The sequence below is a fragment of the Flavobacterium sp. OHVDL-2026-0007 genome (assembly GCF_059882335.1).
In genome coordinates this window covers 1,944,499-1,962,707 of record NZ_CM187612.1, presented here as the reverse complement: position 1 = coordinate 1,962,707, position 18,209 = coordinate 1,944,499, and the positions used below count along the sequence as shown (strand labels likewise).

At 36.0% G+C, this 18,209-nt stretch carries 15 protein-coding genes and 7 tRNA genes; 10 read left to right on the top strand and 12 right to left on the bottom strand.

The genetic code is table 11. The annotated features are described in order from the left end of the window. Positions 1 to 10 precede the first annotated feature (10 nt). From AC51AA_RS07515 to nirB, 6 genes are all read right to left on the bottom strand, one after another. The gene (locus tag AC51AA_RS07515) at positions 11 to 1,489 is read right to left on the bottom strand and encodes an MFS transporter (RefSeq protein WP_500705294.1); all 1,479 of its coding nucleotides are present in this window, start codon (positions 1,487 to 1,489) and stop codon (positions 11 to 13) included. Between the two features lie 99 nt (positions 1,490 to 1,588). Continuing rightward, positions 1,589 to 2,248 carry a response regulator gene (locus AC51AA_RS07510; RefSeq protein ID WP_500705292.1) on the bottom strand — a complete coding sequence of 220 codons (660 nt, stop codon included), beginning with the start codon at positions 2,246 to 2,248 and terminating at the stop codon, positions 1,589 to 1,591. Between the two features lie 175 nt (positions 2,249 to 2,423). Beyond that, the gene (locus AC51AA_RS07505) at positions 2,424 to 4,229 is read right to left on the bottom strand and encodes a sensor histidine kinase (protein WP_500705290.1); all 1,806 of its coding nucleotides are present in this window, start codon (positions 4,227 to 4,229) and stop codon (positions 2,424 to 2,426) included. 11 nt (positions 4,230 to 4,240) lie between these two features. Beyond that, a complete protein-coding gene (locus AC51AA_RS07500; protein WP_500705288.1) occupies positions 4,241 to 4,825 on the bottom strand; it encodes a DUF4202 domain-containing protein in 585 nt (194 codons plus the stop codon). Positions 4,826 to 4,859: 34 nt separating this feature from the next. After that, positions 4,860 to 5,240: a nitrite reductase small subunit NirD gene (nirD, locus tag AC51AA_RS07495; RefSeq protein ID WP_500705286.1), complete on the bottom strand. Its 381-nt coding sequence runs from the start codon at positions 5,238 to 5,240 to the stop codon at positions 4,860 to 4,862. A 125-nt stretch (positions 5,241 to 5,365) separates the two neighbouring features. Continuing rightward, a complete protein-coding gene (gene nirB / locus AC51AA_RS07490) occupies positions 5,366 to 7,879 on the bottom strand; it encodes a nitrite reductase large subunit NirB (RefSeq protein WP_500705284.1) in 2,514 nt (837 codons plus the stop codon). Between the two features lie 289 nt (positions 7,880 to 8,168). Here nirB and AC51AA_RS07485 point away from each other — a divergent pair, with 289 nt between their 5' ends. After that, positions 8,169 to 8,951 carry an META domain-containing protein gene (locus AC51AA_RS07485; protein WP_500705282.1) on the top strand — a complete coding sequence of 261 codons (783 nt, stop codon included), beginning with the start codon at positions 8,169 to 8,171 and terminating at the stop codon, positions 8,949 to 8,951. Between the two features lie 68 nt (positions 8,952 to 9,019). Here the strand turns inward: AC51AA_RS07485 and AC51AA_RS07480 are convergent, their stop codons facing one another. From AC51AA_RS07480 to AC51AA_RS07465, 4 genes are all read right to left on the bottom strand, one after another. Next, a complete protein-coding gene (locus AC51AA_RS07480; protein WP_500705280.1) occupies positions 9,020 to 10,294 on the bottom strand; it encodes a DUF2130 domain-containing protein in 1,275 nt (424 codons plus the stop codon). Positions 10,295 to 10,646: 352 nt separating this feature from the next. Continuing rightward, on the bottom strand, positions 10,647 to 10,925 hold the full coding sequence (locus AC51AA_RS07475; protein ID WP_500705278.1) for a putative quinol monooxygenase: 279 nt from the start codon (positions 10,923 to 10,925) through the stop codon (positions 10,647 to 10,649). Beyond that, positions 10,922 to 11,533, bottom strand: a complete 612-nt coding sequence (locus AC51AA_RS07470; RefSeq protein ID WP_500705276.1) for an NAD(P)H-dependent oxidoreductase — start codon at positions 11,531 to 11,533, stop codon at positions 10,922 to 10,924. Before AC51AA_RS07470 ends, AC51AA_RS07475 begins: the two co-directional genes overlap by 4 nt. Before the next feature lie 155 nt (positions 11,534 to 11,688). Next, positions 11,689 to 12,675: an aldo/keto reductase gene (locus AC51AA_RS07465; RefSeq protein WP_500705274.1), complete on the bottom strand. Its 987-nt coding sequence runs from the start codon at positions 12,673 to 12,675 to the stop codon at positions 11,689 to 11,691. A 118-nt stretch (positions 12,676 to 12,793) separates the two neighbouring features. Here AC51AA_RS07465 and AC51AA_RS07460 point away from each other — a divergent pair, with 118 nt between their 5' ends. Further along, positions 12,794 to 13,639: an AraC family transcriptional regulator gene (locus tag AC51AA_RS07460; RefSeq protein WP_500705272.1), complete on the top strand. Its 846-nt coding sequence runs from the start codon at positions 12,794 to 12,796 to the stop codon at positions 13,637 to 13,639. A gap of 49 nt (positions 13,640 to 13,688) precedes the next feature. On the opposite strand, the gene AC51AA_RS07455 is transcribed toward AC51AA_RS07460, so the two are convergent. Both AC51AA_RS07455 and AC51AA_RS07450 read right to left on the bottom strand, forming a co-directional pair. Then, positions 13,689 to 14,450 (bottom strand): C40 family peptidase, encoded by a 762-nt coding sequence (locus AC51AA_RS07455; protein ID WP_500705271.1) that lies wholly within the window; start codon positions 14,448 to 14,450, stop codon positions 13,689 to 13,691. A gap of 71 nt (positions 14,451 to 14,521) precedes the next feature. Beyond that, positions 14,522 to 15,700: an acetyl-CoA C-acyltransferase gene (locus tag AC51AA_RS07450; protein ID WP_500705269.1), complete on the bottom strand. Its 1,179-nt coding sequence runs from the start codon at positions 15,698 to 15,700 to the stop codon at positions 14,522 to 14,524. Positions 15,701 to 15,940: 240 nt separating this feature from the next. Here AC51AA_RS07450 and AC51AA_RS07445 point away from each other — a divergent pair. The 8 genes from AC51AA_RS07445 (at position 15,941) to AC51AA_RS07410 (ending at position 18,173) form a co-directional block, all read left to right on the top strand. After that, positions 15,941 to 16,024, top strand: a tRNA-Ser gene (locus AC51AA_RS07445). Positions 16,025 to 16,041: 17 nt separating this feature from the next. Further along, positions 16,042 to 16,116, top strand: a tRNA-Pro gene (locus AC51AA_RS07440). Positions 16,117 to 16,148: 32 nt separating this feature from the next. After that, positions 16,149 to 16,222 (top strand) — tRNA-Arg (locus AC51AA_RS07435). A gap of 89 nt (positions 16,223 to 16,311) precedes the next feature. After that, positions 16,312 to 16,385 (top strand) — tRNA-Arg (locus AC51AA_RS07430). 64 nt (positions 16,386 to 16,449) lie between these two features. Continuing rightward, positions 16,450 to 16,533, top strand: a tRNA-Ser gene (locus AC51AA_RS07425). 17 nt (positions 16,534 to 16,550) lie between these two features. Beyond that, a tRNA-Pro gene (locus AC51AA_RS07420) sits at positions 16,551 to 16,625 on the top strand. A gap of 32 nt (positions 16,626 to 16,657) precedes the next feature. After that, positions 16,658 to 16,731: transfer RNA gene (locus AC51AA_RS07415), tRNA-Arg, on the top strand. Between the two features lie 839 nt (positions 16,732 to 17,570). Then, complete coding sequence (locus tag AC51AA_RS07410) at positions 17,571 to 18,173, top strand: RNA polymerase sigma factor (protein WP_500705267.1); 603 nt, start codon at positions 17,571 to 17,573, stop codon at positions 18,171 to 18,173. The last annotated feature ends 36 nt before the right edge of the window (positions 18,174 to 18,209 follow it).

Genomic DNA, 18,209 nt, shown 5'->3' with positions numbered 1-18,209 from the left:
TTGTATTAACTTATTGTCTGTCCATTACTTTTGCTAAAAGGGGTTGTTTTTCGTTCATGATTTTGGTAATGGTATAATGCATCCAAATCAAGCAAATTGCTGAAAGAAGTAAAATGAAGATCCATGAACTGGACCAAATTCCCGTAGCAGTTAATAAATAGCCAAAAATAATAGGTCCGAAGAAACCGCCTAAACCGCCAATCATTCCAACCATTCCGCCAACAACACCAACTTCGGTAGGGAAATATTCGGGTATGTGTTTGTAAACTGCTGCTTTACCAATTCCCCAAGAAATTCCAATTAGAATTACTAATACAAGAAAAACCCACATATTGGCATCAAATTTAATAACTGTGATTCCCTGGGCTAAAAGCTCTTTTTTCTTCACCGTTTGGTTTTGTTCAACTACAACTTGTTGCCAGGAAGTTTTGGTGGGGAAAATAGTATTTTCGGCATCAGTTTCTTTTTTCTGAGCTACGACAAAATCGGTAGTGCCAATTTTAATTTTTTCATTTGAAACGGATGTTATGGTTCCTTTTTTAGTGGCTAAAACACCAGGGCCAGTTGTGGTGATTTCCATTTTTGGAATCATTAATAAAGCGCTTAAAATTACAGAAGAACTCAAAACCCAATACATGACTTTTCGAGCACCAAATTTATCAGATAGATATCCTCCAAAAGCTCTGATTACACCGGATGGTAAACTGAAAAGTGTGGCAAATAATCCACCCATAACTAAGCTCGTTTGGTAGACATTCATGAAATTAGGCAACAACCATTGTGAGTAGGCAACAAAACAGCCAAAAACCAAAAAGTAGTAGGCTCCAAAGCGCCAAACTCTGGCACATTTTAAAGATTGAAGCATTTGCGAAACGGTTTTAGTATTGTTTTCAATCTTTTTGTTGGTAGCAAAAATTAAAAAAGCAATTCCGATTACAACCAAAGCAACAGCATATAGAATGGGAAGTATTTTCCAGCCATTTTGAGGATCATCAATCGAGAAATGATTTAATAATGAGGGCGCTAGAAAAGTGGTAATCGCAGCTCCGGCATTTCCCATTCCAAAGATTCCTAAAGCACGTCCTTGCCATTCCTTTGGATACCAAATCGAAGTATATCCAATTCCCACTGCGAAACTCGTTCCGACCATGCCAAATAGAAAGCTTAATAAGGCAAACATAAAAAAGCTATCGGCGAAAGGGAGTAAAAACAGTGGAATCGAGCAGAGTAGGAGTAAAAGCGAGAATACATATTTACCTCCATATTTATCTGTAAGAATGCCAATTGGCAAGCGCATAATAGAACCTGTTAGGATAGGGATTCCGAGTAGCCAACCTACTTGGACAACGCTCCAATGAAAAATTCCGTTATCAACTAAAAAAGTTACGAGAACTCCATTTAATGTCCAACAGGCAAAACACACTGTAAAAGCAAGTGTGTTCAAAAATAAAATCTTGTGTGATTGCGATAATGAGTTTGTAGTGTTCATAGTACTTATAATTTTTATCAAAAATAAGTACTACAACGTAGTTTAAAGCTGCTAAAACGCAGTTTTTAGAAAATATTTACGTAATTATACGTAGTATTTTTAAAGTAATGAATATTCAGCCGCTTTGTTCGAAAGTTCCATAAGGTTCTTTACTTTTAGCTTTTTCATTAAGTTAAAGCGGTGTACTTCGGCAGTACGTTTACTGATTTCAAGGGCTTCGGCGATTTCTTTATTCCCTTTTCCAGACAGCAACAGCGTTAGGATTTCTTTTTCTCTTTTGGTAATCATCATTTCTTCGCCTAAATTTAGTTTAGGTTCTAATGAAACGGAAGAGCTGGTCAGTTGATTAATTAAAATAGAGGAGATATCGCCACTAAAATATTTACCACCTGCAGCAACCGTATGTAAGGCTTTTAAGAATTCTTCTTTACTGGAACCTTTTAGTAGATAACCATCTGCTCCGGCTTTAATTGATTTTAATACATATTCTTCAGATTCGTGCATCGACAGCATGATAATTTTTACATTGTTATTATCACTTCTAAGTTTTTCTACTACTTCGATACCCGTTAAGTTAGGCATACGAATATCTACTATAAGTAAATCGGGTTTGTTGGTTGCCACGACTTCAAGAGCATCGGCGCCATCAATAGCTTCACCTACAACTTCGATGTTTGCTTCATTTTCTAGTAATGATTTTATTCCATCTCTTACAAATACATGATCATCTGCTAGAACTACTCGAATATTATTACTCATGGTTTACTTAATTTTGATTCTGAATTTTTACGTATATTCATCTATAAATATGTGGCTAAGATACGTATTTTTTGAATTTGAAACGCGATCAATTGGAAAATGTGTAATTAGGAAATAGGAAGAATTAATCGATCAACAGATGATCGAATTATCAAATTGATATAGTACTGAAGTCTTAAATAGGAATATTAAAAGTAATCCTAGTTCCTTCACCAGGTATTGAATTAATGAAAACGCGTCCGTTTATGTACTGAATTCGTTCTTTCATAAACAATAATCCCATTCCGGATTCGCTGTTTCGTTTTTGATCTACAGCATGTATATCAAACCCTTTTCCGTTATCGTCAATAATAACACTCAACAAAGTCTCGCTATGGGAAAGTTGAACAATAATATGTGAGGATTCAGCGTATTTGATAGCATTGTTAATGGCTTCTTGCGCTAAACGATAAATATTGATTTCGATTAAAGAATCTAAACGTTGATCAAAATCGGTTTTATTGAAGAAAAGGATTTCTTTTCCAGTTAGTTTAGAAAGTTCTTGTACTAGTTTTGCAAGCGAAGAAACGATTCCGTGGTCGCTCAATTCCGGAGGCATTAAATTAAAAGTTGCTGTACGAACTCCTTTGATAATATCAAGTGATAATTTTTTTAGGTATTCGATTTTTTGAGCCGATTTTTCTTTATCATCCAGATTGATACTTTCTAAACTAAATTTCAAACCGGTAAGCATTTGACCAATTCCATCGTGAATTTCTTTGGCAATGCGGTTTTGTTCGTTTTCTTGATTTTCTACAATCCTGCTTGAAATAATCTTTTGTTGATTGATTTTTTCCGTACTGTTTTCCAAATTAAGACGCTCGACTTCTTTTTGTGCTTTTTTGCGCTCAGTAATGTTGAAACAAATAATTAAAAGCTCTGATTCCTCTTTTTTAATCGTAACGGGAACCATCGATAAATCTAACCAAATCGTTTGATTTTCTTTATTGATGATTTTGATTTCTCCTTGCCAACCACTGCGATGTTTCTCAGATATAATGCGATCAACAATAAGTTGTTCTTTTTCATCTGTAGTTAAAACTTCAGAGAATTTTTTGTTGGATGAAAACTTGGTGTAATTTAGAAGTTTGGCAAATTTCTCTCCAATATGGATAATAGAACCATCAGGAGCAATACGGCAATAAAGCAACGTATTTTCCATCGCATAGTTCAGTGATTTTAATTCTTTAACGGAGTTTTCCTTAATTTCACTTATGATTTCTGTATCGTAAGCCAGTTTTAAAGCTTTCTTTTCGGAAGATAAAAGATGGGAAAACAGTTTTTCTATTTTTTTGTTGGTTGGTTTAAAAATAAAGAAAAACTCCAGCAGCAGTATAAATAGAGTAAAGGCAAAAATCCAATATTCTATTTTTCGTTGTTGGGTAACTTTTTCGTGGGCTTCGATATCGTACTGACTTACAATTTGATTCATTTTCGAAAGAAAAAAGCTTTCGTTTTTAAGAATAGTTTGTACTAGTTTTTGATTGGTGTCGAAGCTGTTTTTTTGTGCTAAGTTTAAAAGAAATAAATCGGTAGCATCTGCGATACTGGTGAAACTTGGTTTTATTTCCAAGTATAATTTAGATAAGGTTTTACTTTTTTCTATTGGAAAAGCCAAAGTAGCGTTGCCATTTTGTAAGGCATTTTGATTGTTTTTCCAAAGCGATAAAACGCTTTTTAAATGTACTATTTCTTCTTTTTTAGCTGCATCAACAACATAATTTAAGATCAAAACTTCTTTCACAATTTTCTGACTTAACATTCTTTGTTTGCCGGAAATATTGATAATTTTTGAATCGCTTAATTGTTGTTTTAAATTGTATTGAACCAATATTTGACTTAAAATAATGGTTATGGCAATAGTCCAAAGTGCAAAAAAATACCAACGGCGTAAATTTTTGAAAGTAATTTTATCTGCAGCTTCCTGATTGCTTTTTTTCATAAAAAATTTGATTACAACCCCAAAGAAGCTTTTATCAAATTTAAGTTTTCTTCAGTGTAGTTGATTTTTAATGCTTCCTGATGTCCTTTTTCAGACATTTTATCCCAAGTTTTTTTGATGATGTTTTTTAATTTCTCTTCATCGTGTTTGTGTACAAAAGGGTCTAGATAGTATTCTAAAAATACTAAGCAAATAACATCTTCGAGTAATTGGGTTTCAGTATCCTTTTTTAGTAATTTCTTTTCAATTAAAAAGGAAACTCTGGCAATAAATTCTGGATTGTAGCCTGCTTTTTCTAAAATTTCGGAAGCGATTTTGGCGTGGAATCTTTTAAGATCTTCTCTCCATTTTAAATAACCTACTCGATCCATTGGATACGATTCTCGAGCTACTTTCCATCGACAAATATGTTGCGCTTTTGAAGCAATCTGAACTTCTTCTGAAGCCTCTGGCTCAAATTGCATCAGTTTTTCATACATCCTGTTTGAATATAGTAATTCTTTCGGATATTCTTGATTTTGATCTATTTCGATGTTTGGATCCTGAGCGTTTTCGGCATCAATCCACTCGCTGGCTTTTTGAAAAGGTGTCTTCATTTTTTGGTAAGATATAGATTTCAAATATACATAATTAATCTATAAAGCCAACGAACACTTCGTTTTCAAGGATCTTAATGGGGTAAGTCGCAATTTTCAAATCGTCTTCTCCATTTAAATTTGAACCGTCAACTAAGGAGAATGTTTTTTTATGCATAGGACAGGCAATTTTCGGAATATCATCTGTTGATCCTGTCATTCCTCTGGCCAATACCATTTCCATTTTGTGCGGACAAGCATTTTGACAAGCGTACCATTGGTTAGTGCGTGTAAAATTGAAAATAGCAATTTGTTTGTTTTTGTATTTGATACAACCGCCACGATTGGTTGGAAAATCTTCTATTTTACCAGCTTTGAACCAAATTGTAGCATCGTTTGGATGTACCGTTGCATATTGATTTAAAATTTCTTCCATTTTGATTTTATTTTTATTTCTGTTCTTATCCCTCTTTTTACAATCAAGAGAGTTGATGGCGCAGTAAAAAAGAGGGTAAGAGGACAGCAAACGTTAACGATATTTTTTTTCTTTTTTGGAGTCTTTTAAGACCAAGCTTTTGGCATTTTTTGATCTCGTAATGGAACGAAAACCACATTGTCATCTTTGTCTTCAGAGTTCACAAAATGATTGAAACGTTTTAATAACCTTGGTTTTTCTAATACTTGTTTCCACTCGCATTCAAAAGTATTGACTAGAGTTTGCATCTCAGCTTCAAGTGTTTCGCAAATTCCCAAACTATCTTCCAGAATTACTTCTTTCAGATATTCTAAACCACCCTCTAATTTATCTAACCAGGTTGCTGTTCTAATTAACGGGCCAGCTGTGCGGATATAGTACATTAAAAAGCGATCTAGGTATTTGATCACGGTTTCCTTGTCAATTTTTTCAGCTAATAAAACGGCATGTTTTGGGTTGGCTCCACCATTTCCAGCGATATATAAATTCCAACCACCTTCAACAGCAATTAGACCAAAATCTTTTCCGCGGGCTTCGGCACATTCACGAATGCAGGCTGAAACTCCACCTTTTAATTTATGTGGAGAGCGAATACCTTTGTATCTGTTTTCTAATTCGATAGCAAATCCTGAACTGTCATCCATTCCGTAGCGACACCAGGCGTTTCCGACACAGCTTTTTACCGCACGAAGCGATTTTCCATAGGCATGGCCGCTTTCAAAACCATTGTCAATTAATATTTTCCAGATTTTAGGTAAATCATTCAAATGTGCGCCAAATAAATCCACACGTTGAGCGCCAGTAATTTTGGTATATAAATCAAATTGCTTGGCCACTTCTCCTATGACAATTAGTTTTTCGGCTGTAATTTCTCCACCGGCAACTCTTGGAACAACTGAGTATGTGCCGTTTCGTTGAATGTTGGCCAAAAATCGATCGTTCGTATCTTGTGTAGTAACGTGTTTATTGGCAGTATCGTTGTAAATACTAGAAAAAATGGAAGCAACTACTGGTTTGCAAACTTCACAACCATCACCTTTACCATGATGATCGATTACTTCATAAAAATTCTCGTATTTATTGATTTTTACTAAGTCGAATAATTCTTGTCTGGTATATTGAAAATGTTCACAAATAACATCTTTAACTTCTTTTCCTAATGATTTTTGAGTGGCTTTTACTAAATCAGAAACCATGGGTTTACAGCCTCCACATCCAGAAGTTGCTTTGGTATGTTTGACAACATCTGAAAAATCAGCACAACTTTGGTCTAAAAGCGAGCAGCAAATAGTGCCTTTGGTGACGTTTTCGCAAGAACAAATAACGGCCGTATCAGGCAAGTCTAAGACGCTTCCTAAACTGGAGCCTTCAGAACCATCTCTAGAGCCTAAAATCAAATCTTCTGGATTTTTAGGTAAAGCCATGGCATTGCTGTAAATCTGAAAAAGGGAGTTGTAGTCACTAGAATCCCCCACTAGAATCCCTCCTAATAAGGTTTTGGAATCTTTTGTTACATTGATTCTTTTGTATATACCACTTAATTTATTTTCATAAATGATGGCCGTTACTGTGTCATTTTCGATGAAAGGATCACCAAAACTCGCAACTTCAACACCAATTAATTTTAATTGTGTTGACATATCGATGGAGGCTCTCATGGTTTTAGAACCATTTAAGATTTGCTCAGCAGCTACTTCGGCCATTTCGTAACCTGGAGCAACAAGTCCGTAAATGTTCTGATTGTAAAGGGCTACTTCGCCAATGGCATAAATACAAGGATCTGATGTTTGCATCTGATTGTTTACCACAACGCCACCTCGTACACCAACTTCAAGTCCAGAAACGCGTGCTAGTTCGTCGCGAGGTTTAATTCCGGCAGATATAACCAACATGTCAACTTTTAACAATTCTTCATTGGCAAACATCATTCCCGTTATGCATTCTTTTCCATCGATATATTGTGTGGCTTTGTTCAGGTGAATTCCAATATTTAGTTCTTCTATTTTAGCTTGTAGCATATCGCTTCCGCCTTGATCTAATTGTCTGGGCATTAAACGGGGTGCAAATTCAACGACCTGCGGATTTAATCCTAGATCGCGAACTGCTTTTGCTGCTTCGAGACCTAGTAAGCCTCCTCCTAAAACGGCAGCTTCTGTGGCTCCTTTTTGTTTTATTTTTTTGGCGTAGGCCATAATCGCATCTAAGTCTTCGATGGTTCTGTAAACAAAAACACCCTCTTTTTCGACTCCGTCAATAGGAGGTACAAATGCAGAGGATCCAGTTGCAAGAACTAAGTAATCGTACGTATGGATTTTTTCTAAATGCGTATGAATTGTTTTTTCTTCTCGATTGATATCAGTGATTAATTCTGACGTATTGAGCGTAATACCGTTTTCTAAGTACCATTCACTTGTGGATAGTGATAAATCATCAGCAGTTTTACCTCCGAAGTATTCGCTTAAGTGAACGCGGTCGTATGCACGCCTGGGTTCCTCACCAAATACAGTGATTTGATACTTTTCTTGTCCTGATTTTGCAATGAATTTTTCGCAAAATTTATAACCAACCATGCCGTTTCCAACTACTATTACTCTAATCATGATTTCTTTAATTAAGTATTACTACGCAAATATAAGTATTTGTACTTATTAAAATACGTATGGTAAATGTTTTTTTGTTAGAAAAATGATGGCAAGAGATACGTATTTAAGCGTAATGGTATAAGTAGTGCGGTATTCGGTCACTTTTTTGATAGTGGCATTTTTTTTAAAATAGTGTTATTTTTCTTATATTTGAATGAGATCTAAATAAGTATTTTAAAAATCACTTCAAGTTTGGCTTAGTTTTAGATTTGATTTTCAAAACAAATTCATTTTAAAAATTAACTACATGAAAAAAGTACTTTGCTTACTGTTATTGACATTTTTGATAATTAGTTGTAAAACAGCGGCAACTAAAAGTCCTGATACAAAAGAACCAACTTCTACAACTGATACGCAAGAAGAGGATATGACCATTTTTTTTAAAGCTACGGGAAACGAGCCTTTTTGGGGATTGAAAATGGGTAAGGATAGGGTTGTTTTTACTTCGATGATAGAAGGGAAGGAGAGTCTTAGTTTTGGGGCGGTAGAGCCTATTCGAGCAATGGATGCTAATGTAAAGATGTATAGACTTAGTAACGCCACCACTACTGCAACGGTAACTATTATGCAAAGCGACTGTCAGGATTCGATGTCAGGTGAGATGTCGCCTTATAAGGTGAGTATTGAAATTAAAAGTAAGGTTGAGGCTACAGCTAAATTGTTGGAAGGCTGTGGTAAATATATAACCGACTATCGTTTGTATGATATTTGGGTCTTGGAAGAATTGAATGGAAAGAAAATAACGACTACGGATTTCCAAAGAGAATTACCAAGAATTGAAATTAATGCCACAGAAAATCGATTCAGTGGTTTTGGAGGTTGTAATCATATTAGTGGAAGTATCTTTTATGAAAAAGATTTATTAAGGTTTACCCAAGTGATTTCTACGCTTATGGCTTGTGCTCCTGCTAATAAAGAAGATGAATTTGTCCAGGCATTGCAAAGCACCACCACCTACGCTGTTGGGAATAATAAATTGACCCTTTCAAATCCTTCAGGGAAACTTTTGGTTTTTAAGAAAGTGGATTAAACAATGGACCTTCCATTCCGCTCAGTTGAGACTCTTGTATAAGTGTCAGCTGAGCGGGGTCGAAGTATTTATTCTAATTCTTCTCTAACGGGTTCGTCTTCTATGAAGTCAAGTTCTAATGCTCTAACGGTTTGTACAGCGTTTCCAGCAATCCCACGAATTGATCCATACATTCCTAAAGTATTGTGAACCACTTTTTCAATTTGTTTTTCGCGTTGTTTCCAAATACGTTGCATGGCTCTTTTTTCGGCATCTAAATCACCTTGCATTTGCGTAAAACCTTCTACGATACCCTCTATTTGTAGACGGAATTCATTGCTGGTTAAAAAATCATACAGCATAGACATTTTGTCGCCTTTGTTTTCTTGTGCTTGAACTGCCTGGCTTACCTGTATTAAAGATTGTCGTAAAACGGCACTTAGCCCTTTGAATTCCTCATAGGTACAAATCCAGATGCCATCACGCATCCCCATTCGGTCCATTCCCGTTGGCATAACTTCGGTTACAAGGACACCAATATTGGCTCTTTTAGTTCGGATATCATTTTTGAATTTTTCAATCCATGCGGGTTGAAATGCTTTGGTACGTTTACTTTCGTAGTAGATAGAACCACAATTTTGTAATTCTCGGGTGTTTACTATTTGTAAACAATCGGCTCCATTAGCTCCTTTTTTAATTTCGTCAATAGTATCTAAGGGAAAATTATTGGCTAGCCATTCCTCAATAGCCAATTCCATAACTTCACCTTGTAATTGCATAGAACCTTGTTCCTGCTTGCGCTTCATCTCTTCGATAAGCTTTTTTTGATCGTCAGATTGTTTTTGGTATTCTTTGATTTTTAGCTCGTTTTTTTCTTCTTCTTGTTTTCTGATTTTATCACGTTCTAATACCAAAGTAGCATTAAGTTGTTTTTGAGCTTCGGCTTCTATGGCTTCTTTCATCTCCAGTTTTTCACGCTGAAGTTTGGCAATTTCTCCTGCCATTTTATTTAATTCGCGAAGTTTTTCAGATTTCTCAGATAGCTCTTTTTCCATAGAAAGTAAGCGGTCTTTGTTCTCTTCGTCGAGTTTTGTTTTTAGTTTTTCGGTTATTTCTTTTTCGGCAACTTTTTTCTCACGCTCTAAACGTTCTGCAAATAGTTCGTTTTCATGTTTCTTTTTGGCTTCAAATTCACTTTTTGCTTTTTCGAACTGCTCATTTTTAAGGGCCAATTCTGTAGTTTGAGCATTGGCTTTTTGTTGGAATTCTTTACGTATACTATCTTCTAACTGATGTTTTAATACATCATTTACGTCGATTGGGGTTCCGCATTTTGGGCATTGAATTGAAGATTGCTCAGACATTTGACTTGGTTTTATTAGGTAACGTAATTTTCTGCTAAGATATTTAAAAGTTAGCGTTAAGCCCTTCTATGTTATTAAAGTTTTTCTCTTTTTAACACAGCGAAACTGGTTTTTTAAAGCGAATAAAAGGGGGGGATCTGATCGCAGTGGCTCGAAGCTAAGTAGATTGTTTGTGTAGGTTTTTGCTACTGTAAATTTGACCAAAACAGGTTTTAAAAGGAGCGTGATTTCACATAAAACTGGTGTTTTTGACGCTTTTGGAGTTGTTAAGTAAGAGTCTATAACAATGAAAAGTTATAGCCCTGTTGGTGGACTATAACTTTATGATTTGCGTGCTGTATAGTATATCTGTTTAAAGAAGTTGTGTTGTTTTGTAAACCTGAATGGGTGCTGATACAAAAGATTCACTTTTAGTGATAAAATCTTGTAAATGTGATTGATTATTATGTAAGTCAAGACCATCTTGATCTTTCCACTCTTCCCAGATAATGAAAACATTTTCGCTATGATGAAGATCATAACGCACACATGCAGCCTCTTTTCTGGTTTCTCTAACCAAATGAATCAGTAAATCTTGGAGTTGCTGAATGTTTTCTTTTTTACTCTTTATAGTCGCAGTAATTGAAATCATAGTGATAAGGTTTTAAAAATTTGATCTAAATGATGGGTGTATTCTTTCTTAAAGATACTAATATTTTCAGAGGTAGCACCTTTTTCGACATCGTGAAAATGAAATCCGTTGAGTTTTTCCATTCCTACGAATTTATTCATTTTATGAAAACCAAACATTACACCATCATCTACGCTAGTTTCGTTGAAGAATTCTCCAGGAAGAGTAAAGGCTGTTGCAGGGGCATTCCAAGAGGTGGTTAACATATATTTGCGACCATGCAAAAGTCCGCCGGTGCCATAATTAATGTCTGGGTTTGTTCTGCTTCTTCCGTCACTTTTGTAAATGCCTTTATTGTGTCCTGCTGTAAAGACGTCATCAATGTATTTTTTGAATAAGTTGGGTAATTGAAACCACCAAACAGGTGTATGGTAGATGATTAGATCTGCCCAAACGAATTTATCGACTTCTTGGTTTAAATCGATTTCTGCTTGGATAGCGGTAGTTTTAACTTCGTATTGTGGGTTTTGGGTCAGATATTCAATGGTCCAATCGGTAACGGTCTGGTTGAATTTTCCACCAGAATGAGCAAATTCTTGCCCGCCGTTGATAATAAAAATTTTCTTCATAATGTGCGTGTTTTTGTGTGCGGATGCCGCTGTGTCTGGAAGTGAAGGCATTCTTTTTACCTAATGACTAGAAGGGAAACATCCTTAATATAGGACCATTGTTTTGATGAGTATACATCAAAACAATGGTTTAATAATGCTAATTTTTCAGTAGATTATTTTGATTTAGCAATAGCTTGATTGATAAAATCCATCTCGGACGTAGATAAATCAAGATCCATCGCTTTAGCGTTTGAAATAGCCTGTTGGGCATTTCTAGCACCTGCCAGTACTATTGTGATTCCTTTTTGTAAAGTGGTCCAGCGTAAAACCAATTGTGAGATAGAGATGTGTTTTGCGTTGGCTAGTGAACTCAATTCTTCCACCAAAGTTTTTACTTTTAGAAGATCAAACTGACCAAAATAGCCATTTCGATGATCGTTGTCTTTTAGTTGACTATCGGTAAAATATTTACCAGTTAATAAGCCTCTTTCCATTGGGCTGTAGGCGATGATGCCGATGTTTTCTGCAAGGGCAAGAGGGATGATGTCGCTTTCAATAGTTTTATTGAGCATGCTGTAGGGTACTTGATTGGAAGCCAATTGGATTGTTTGCTGGGCTTGCTGAATTTGAGAAGCACTATAATTACTAACCCCTGCAGCTCTAATTTTCCCTTGTTGAATTAAGGTTTCAAGTGTATCCATAGTTTCATCGATAGGTGTTGTAGCATCTGGCCAATGAATTTGTAATAAATCGATATAATCGGTCTGAAGACGTCGAAGACTTTGTTCTACTTCTTTTATGATGCTATTTTTTGAGGCGTATTTGTAAACAGGGATTTTCTTTCCATTATCTTCCGCATCAAAAAAGAATTCACCTTTAGGATTGTTACCTTGGTCCCAAACCAAGCCAAATTTAGTTAACAGCTGTACTTTAGAACGGTCTTGCGTTTTTAAAGCCTCGCCGATCATTTCTTCGCTTAAACCAAATCCGTAAAAAGGAGCGGTGTCAATTGAGGTCACGCCATGATCGATTGAAGCGTGAAGGGAAGCGATAGAATCTGCTTTTTCATTTCCGCCCCACATATGACCACCAATGGCAAAGGCACCGTATGTAATGGTTGATAATTCAAGTTCAGTGTTGCCTAATTTTCTATATTCCATATTCGTTATTTTGAGTGGTTGAAATTTGTTTGGCAAAATTATACTGTTTTTACGAGTGTTAAATGGTATATATTTGTGTTTTTTAGGTATATTTGCAACTTATTAAAAGAGGGGTACCATGAAAAAAGAGAATTTATATGAGCCTTTTACAGTTTCTTTTGAGACTTTAGAGCAGTATCCAGATGTTGGGGACCGTCATAATTTTTTTGAATTGGTTTACATTTTGGAGGGAACTGGTACACAATGCATCAATAAAAATATCTTTGAATATGATGCCGGCCATATGTTTTTATTGACTCCTGAAGATTGTCATAATTTCACCATTGAAACCCGAACGAAGTTTTTCTTTTTGAGGTTTAATGATATTTATTTGAAAGACTCGAGTTTGCAAAATGAAAATATTCAGCGTTTGGAGTATATACTGCAGAACGCGAATCATCAACCGGGCTGTATTTTAAAAAACGATGCTGATAAATGTCTGGTAAAAGTGATGATTGAAGCGATCTGTCGTGAACATCAAGACAAAGATGTTTATAATAAAGAATTGATTCAGCAGTTGGTCAATACGTTGATTATTATTGTGGCGCGAAATATTGCTAAGTATTTACCCGAGCAGGTAAACATCGGCTGTGAGGCAAGAGCAATGGATATCTTGCAGTATATCCAGAACAATATTTATTACCCTGAACGAATAAAAGCGGAATCGATCAGTGCCTATTTTGGAATTTCGAATACCTATCTAGGGCGTTACTTTAAGAAACATGCTACTGAGACCATGCAGCAATATATTAGCAACTATAAGACGAAATTGATTGAACATCGCTTGCAATTTAGTGATAAGCGAATCAATGAAATTGCGTACGAATTTGGTTTTACTGATGAAAGTCACTTTAATAAATTCTTCAAAAAACAACGAGGAAATAGCCCATCTGAATTTAGGAAGAGCATTCGTATTAGTGCTTAAGTAAAAGACTTGCTTTTTATTACAGTAGAATTGGATTGAAAAGTTGTGTTTAGATGATTTTCTTGATCACTCTAAGTTTATGCGTGTGTTTGTTTTGTTCAGGATTGTAAATTCCTAAATGATCTAAACGGTCGATACGTACTTTTCCACTGGCATGGATGATGTAATTGTTATCCATGATGATGCCTACGTGAATAATATTTCCTTCTTCATTGTCAAAAAAGGCGAGGTCTCCCGCTTCACTTTCTTCAATAAAACTTAAGGATTCTCCTTCAAGGGCTTGTTGTGAGGCGTCACGATGGATTTTGTAACCGTTTAACTTGTAAACCATTTGTGTAAAACCAGAACAATCGATTCCAAATGGCGTTTTTCCGCCCCAAAGGTAAGGAGCATTTAAATACATAAAAGCGGTATTTAGTAAGGCGCTTTTGGGTTTGATTCCACTTGTTTTTGTTCCTTCGAAATCAAAGTTGGAAATGTTGATTTCACTATTGTTTAAAAAGGACAAAGAGGCGCCAAGGGGAATAGGAAGTAATAAATTATCAGGAGAAGTGATATAGTCAATCAGGTCAGCATTAAGGATAATGGCTTCATTGCTTAATTGATGAAAGTTTGCTTCAGAAATTACTTGATATTGTTTAGAGTCTACCCAACCTTCATAGTCGTCGTATTGAATTTTTATTCGAGCCCATTGGTTTTGACGTTCTAAGATTTCGATATGTTCACCAAAGAGCAATTGTGTGACGATTTCACTTCGGTCACTTGGTTCAGATCGAACGGGTACTATGGCAAGATTGCAAATTCCGAACATTGAGGGTGGTTTATGGGTTGAAATTTAGGAGTTATTTGTCAATAAAATAACTCCTAAGGTGTACTATTAATTTAAGCTCTTTCAATAATAATTGCTGAAGCTCCACCGCCACCATTGCAAATTGCAGCGGCACCAGTTTTAGCATTGTTTTGCTCTAAAACATTTAAAAGGGTCACGATGATTCGTACTCCAGAACATCCTAGAGGATGACCCAAAGAAACCGCTCCTCCATTTACGTTTACTTTATCATTATCAAGGCCAAGAATTTTTGAATTGGCTAATCCAACAACAGCAAAGGCTTCGTTGAATTCGAAATAATCAACATCTCCAATTGTGATTCCTGCTTTGTCTAGCGCTTTAGGTAATGCTTTTGCTGGACTTGTTGTGAACCATTTTGGTTCTTGAGCGGCATCGGCATAGCTTTTTATATAGGCTAAAGGTTTTAATCCTAAAGCAATGGCTTTTTCTTCAGACATCAAAATAACTGCAGCTGCACCATCGTTTATAGTTGAGGCATTTGCAGCAGTAACGGTTCCGTCTTTAGTGAAAACGGCACTTAATGATGGAATCTTGTCCAGTTTTACATTGGTGTATTCTTCGTCCTTTGAAACGATGATAGGTTCACCACGTCTTTGTGGAACTTCCACGGGAACAATTTCATTATCGAATTTTCCGGCATCCCAAGCTTTTGCACTTCTTTCGTAGGATTGAATAGCGAAATTATCTTGTTCTTCACGGCTAATGTTGTATTCAGATGCACATAAATCAGCGCAAACTCCCATTGCGTTGTTATCGTAAGCATCCGTCAAACCATCTTTTTGCATTCCGTCGAGCATGGCAGCAGGACCAAACTTAGTTCCGTTGCGCAGTTGCATATAATGGGGAATCAAACTCATGTTTTCCATTCCTCCAGCGACAACAATTTCAGCGTCACCACAAGCGATGGCTTGAGCGCCTAACATTACAGCTTTCATTCCAGAGGCACAAACTTTGTTTACAGTGGTACAAGCAACTTCCTCAGATAGGCCAGCAAAAAGGGCGGCTTGTCTTGCAGGTGCTTGTCCAGTTCCAGCTTGTATTACATGGCCCATGAATACTTCATCAACTAATTTAGGGTCTAGGTTAATTTTTTGTAGTGCTCCTTTTATAGCGGCAGCACCTAGTTTTGGGGCGGGTACGGTAGATAAACCTCCCATGAAACTTCCGATAGGTGTTCTAACGGCAGAAACGATAACAACTCTTTTGTTCATTTTCTGTTAGTATTAGTTAATCAAGCAAATTTAATCTTTATTTATAGAAATTCAAATTTTGTGTCTATTCGATTGGATTTTAAATTAATGACGGATTTTTTATTAATTCTATTTGTTTGATTGTGAAGTGTTTTTAAAAAAAGTTCGAAAAAAGATTAAAAAAAGCACAAAAATAGTTGCGAGAAATATAATGTTGTCTTAGATTTGCAACCGCAAAACAGAACACGTTTTCTTGAGCTTGGAGAGGTGCCAGAGTGGTAATGGAGCAGTTTGCTAAACTGTCATCGAGTGATCGGTGCCAGGGTTCGAGTCCCTGTCTCTCCGCATAAAATATTGCTTTTCGGGGTGTAGCGTAGCCCGGTTATCGCGCCTGCTTTGGGAGCAGGAGGCCGCAGGTTCGAATCCTGCCACCCCGACTAAAACTTTTCCATAGAGTTTAAAAACAAATGGACGCATAGCTCAGCTGGATAGAGCACCTGCCTTCTAAGCAGGCGGTCGAAGGTTCGAATCCTTCTGCGTTCACACTAAAACCCGCTAAAAAAGCGGGTTTTTTGTTATACAAACGTGCTGTTTTTCCAATCAGTACAGTTTGAGTAAGTTAGAATAAAAATGGATGCATAGCTCAGCTGGATAGAGCACCTGCCTTCTAAGCAGGCGGTCGAAGGTTCGAATCCTTCTGCGTTCACACTAGGACAAACTAATGTTGTCTTAAATTACAATCGCAAAATAGAACTCGTTTTCTTGAGCTTGGAGAGGTGCCAGAGTGGTAATGGAGCAGTTTGCTAAACTGTCATCGAGTGATCGGTGCCAGGGTTCGAGTCCCTGTCTCTCCGCATAAAATATTGCTTTTCGGGGTGTAGCGTAGCCCGGTTATCGCGCCTGCTTTGGGAGCAGGAGGCCGCAGGTTCGAATCCTGCCACCCCGACTAAAACTTTTCCATAGAGTTTAAAAACAAATGGATGCATAGCTCAGCTGGATAGAGCACCTGCCTTCTAAGCAGGCGGTCGAAGGTTCGAATCCTTCTGCGTTCACAGAACCTCCAATATATATTCAATATATTTGGAGGTTTTTTTTTATTTGTTATTTTTTTTTCAATTTGCCCCCCATTAACATTCTTACTCTTTCTTCTCTTACTATTATAGATGTACATGCATGACTAAAATTTCGTTTGCTTGCGGATGGTTTTGTATAACGTTTATTTATTCAAATCGCACTATGTGATATGCGTGTGTGGATTCAAATAGAGTTGTGATTAAAGATGGGTTTTCTTGATATGAAAATTTTGTTGTAAATCAGGTTATACTACTAATGGTGCTGGATCTGAGAGGAGTTTATAATTTGTAAAGAAAAGATCCAAATGAAATGGATAATTGGCTGCATAAAAAGGGAAGAAAAGACTTCCAGTAAATGAATTGGAAACTTAAATAATGAATCGATCAATTGGATGGTCTAAGATGAAAACAGCTATTGAAAGAAGAATAACTTTTTTGTGGGATGTATATAAACGGTATGATATTTAGTGTTTTATCTTTTAAGGTAGCTACAATAAATCATACCATTTCGCTTTTAATTACAGATGCATTTGTATGATATATCGATTGTGGTCGGTTTTAACAGTCTTGTATAACAAGTATTATCCTTAGTTTTTGCCTAAAATAAAAATAGGTTTTTAGGATTATTCTTATTTAGGTGTTTTTTTACGCATACCGCAAGAAAAACTGGTAGGTATTGGTTTATATTTAATACAAACTGTTATATGTTTGATTTTATAAAAAAATTTAATAATAATGCTGCATTTTTAAAGATGCAGTTGGATTAATTAAAGTTTATAAAAAACATAACCCTCATCATAATAACGGTAAATATTTTCTTGAAAAACTTAGCTAACGAGACAGACGGATTAGATGATTCCTTACTTTGGAAGTCATTCAAAAGGGGAGATGAAGAGGCTTTTGAACTTTTGTATAAAAAGTATTTTAAAGTTTTAGGAAGTTATGGTTTTCATCTCAGTTCGGATACGTTTTTAGTTGAAGATGCTATACATGATTTGTTTGTTGATCTATGGCGAAGAAAGGAATATTTAAGCGATGTTGATAATGTTAAATTTTATTTATTCCGAGCCATTCGGAATCAATTTAACCGTACTATTCAAAAAGATATTTTTGAGGGAGCCCAAAACGTTGATGACTTTTTAGATTATCTTTCCACGTTGTCTTTAGAGCAAGAGTCTATAGACAAGGAATCTAGTGAAATAAAAGCGCAAGCAATTCAAAAATCACTTGCTAATTTAAGTAAGCGTCAAGCCGAAGCTATTCATTTGCGTTTCTATCAAGGGTTGAGTTTGGACGATGCTTCCCAGATCATGGACATACCAAAACAGGTAGTTAAAAATCTATTGTCTAAAGCCTATGCTATATTGAGGGTTTCCCTAAAAAAAACAATTTTAATCATTCCTCTTTTGTTTTTTTCTTAGCACAATTTCAATACTTATTCATTTAAAATCACTTTC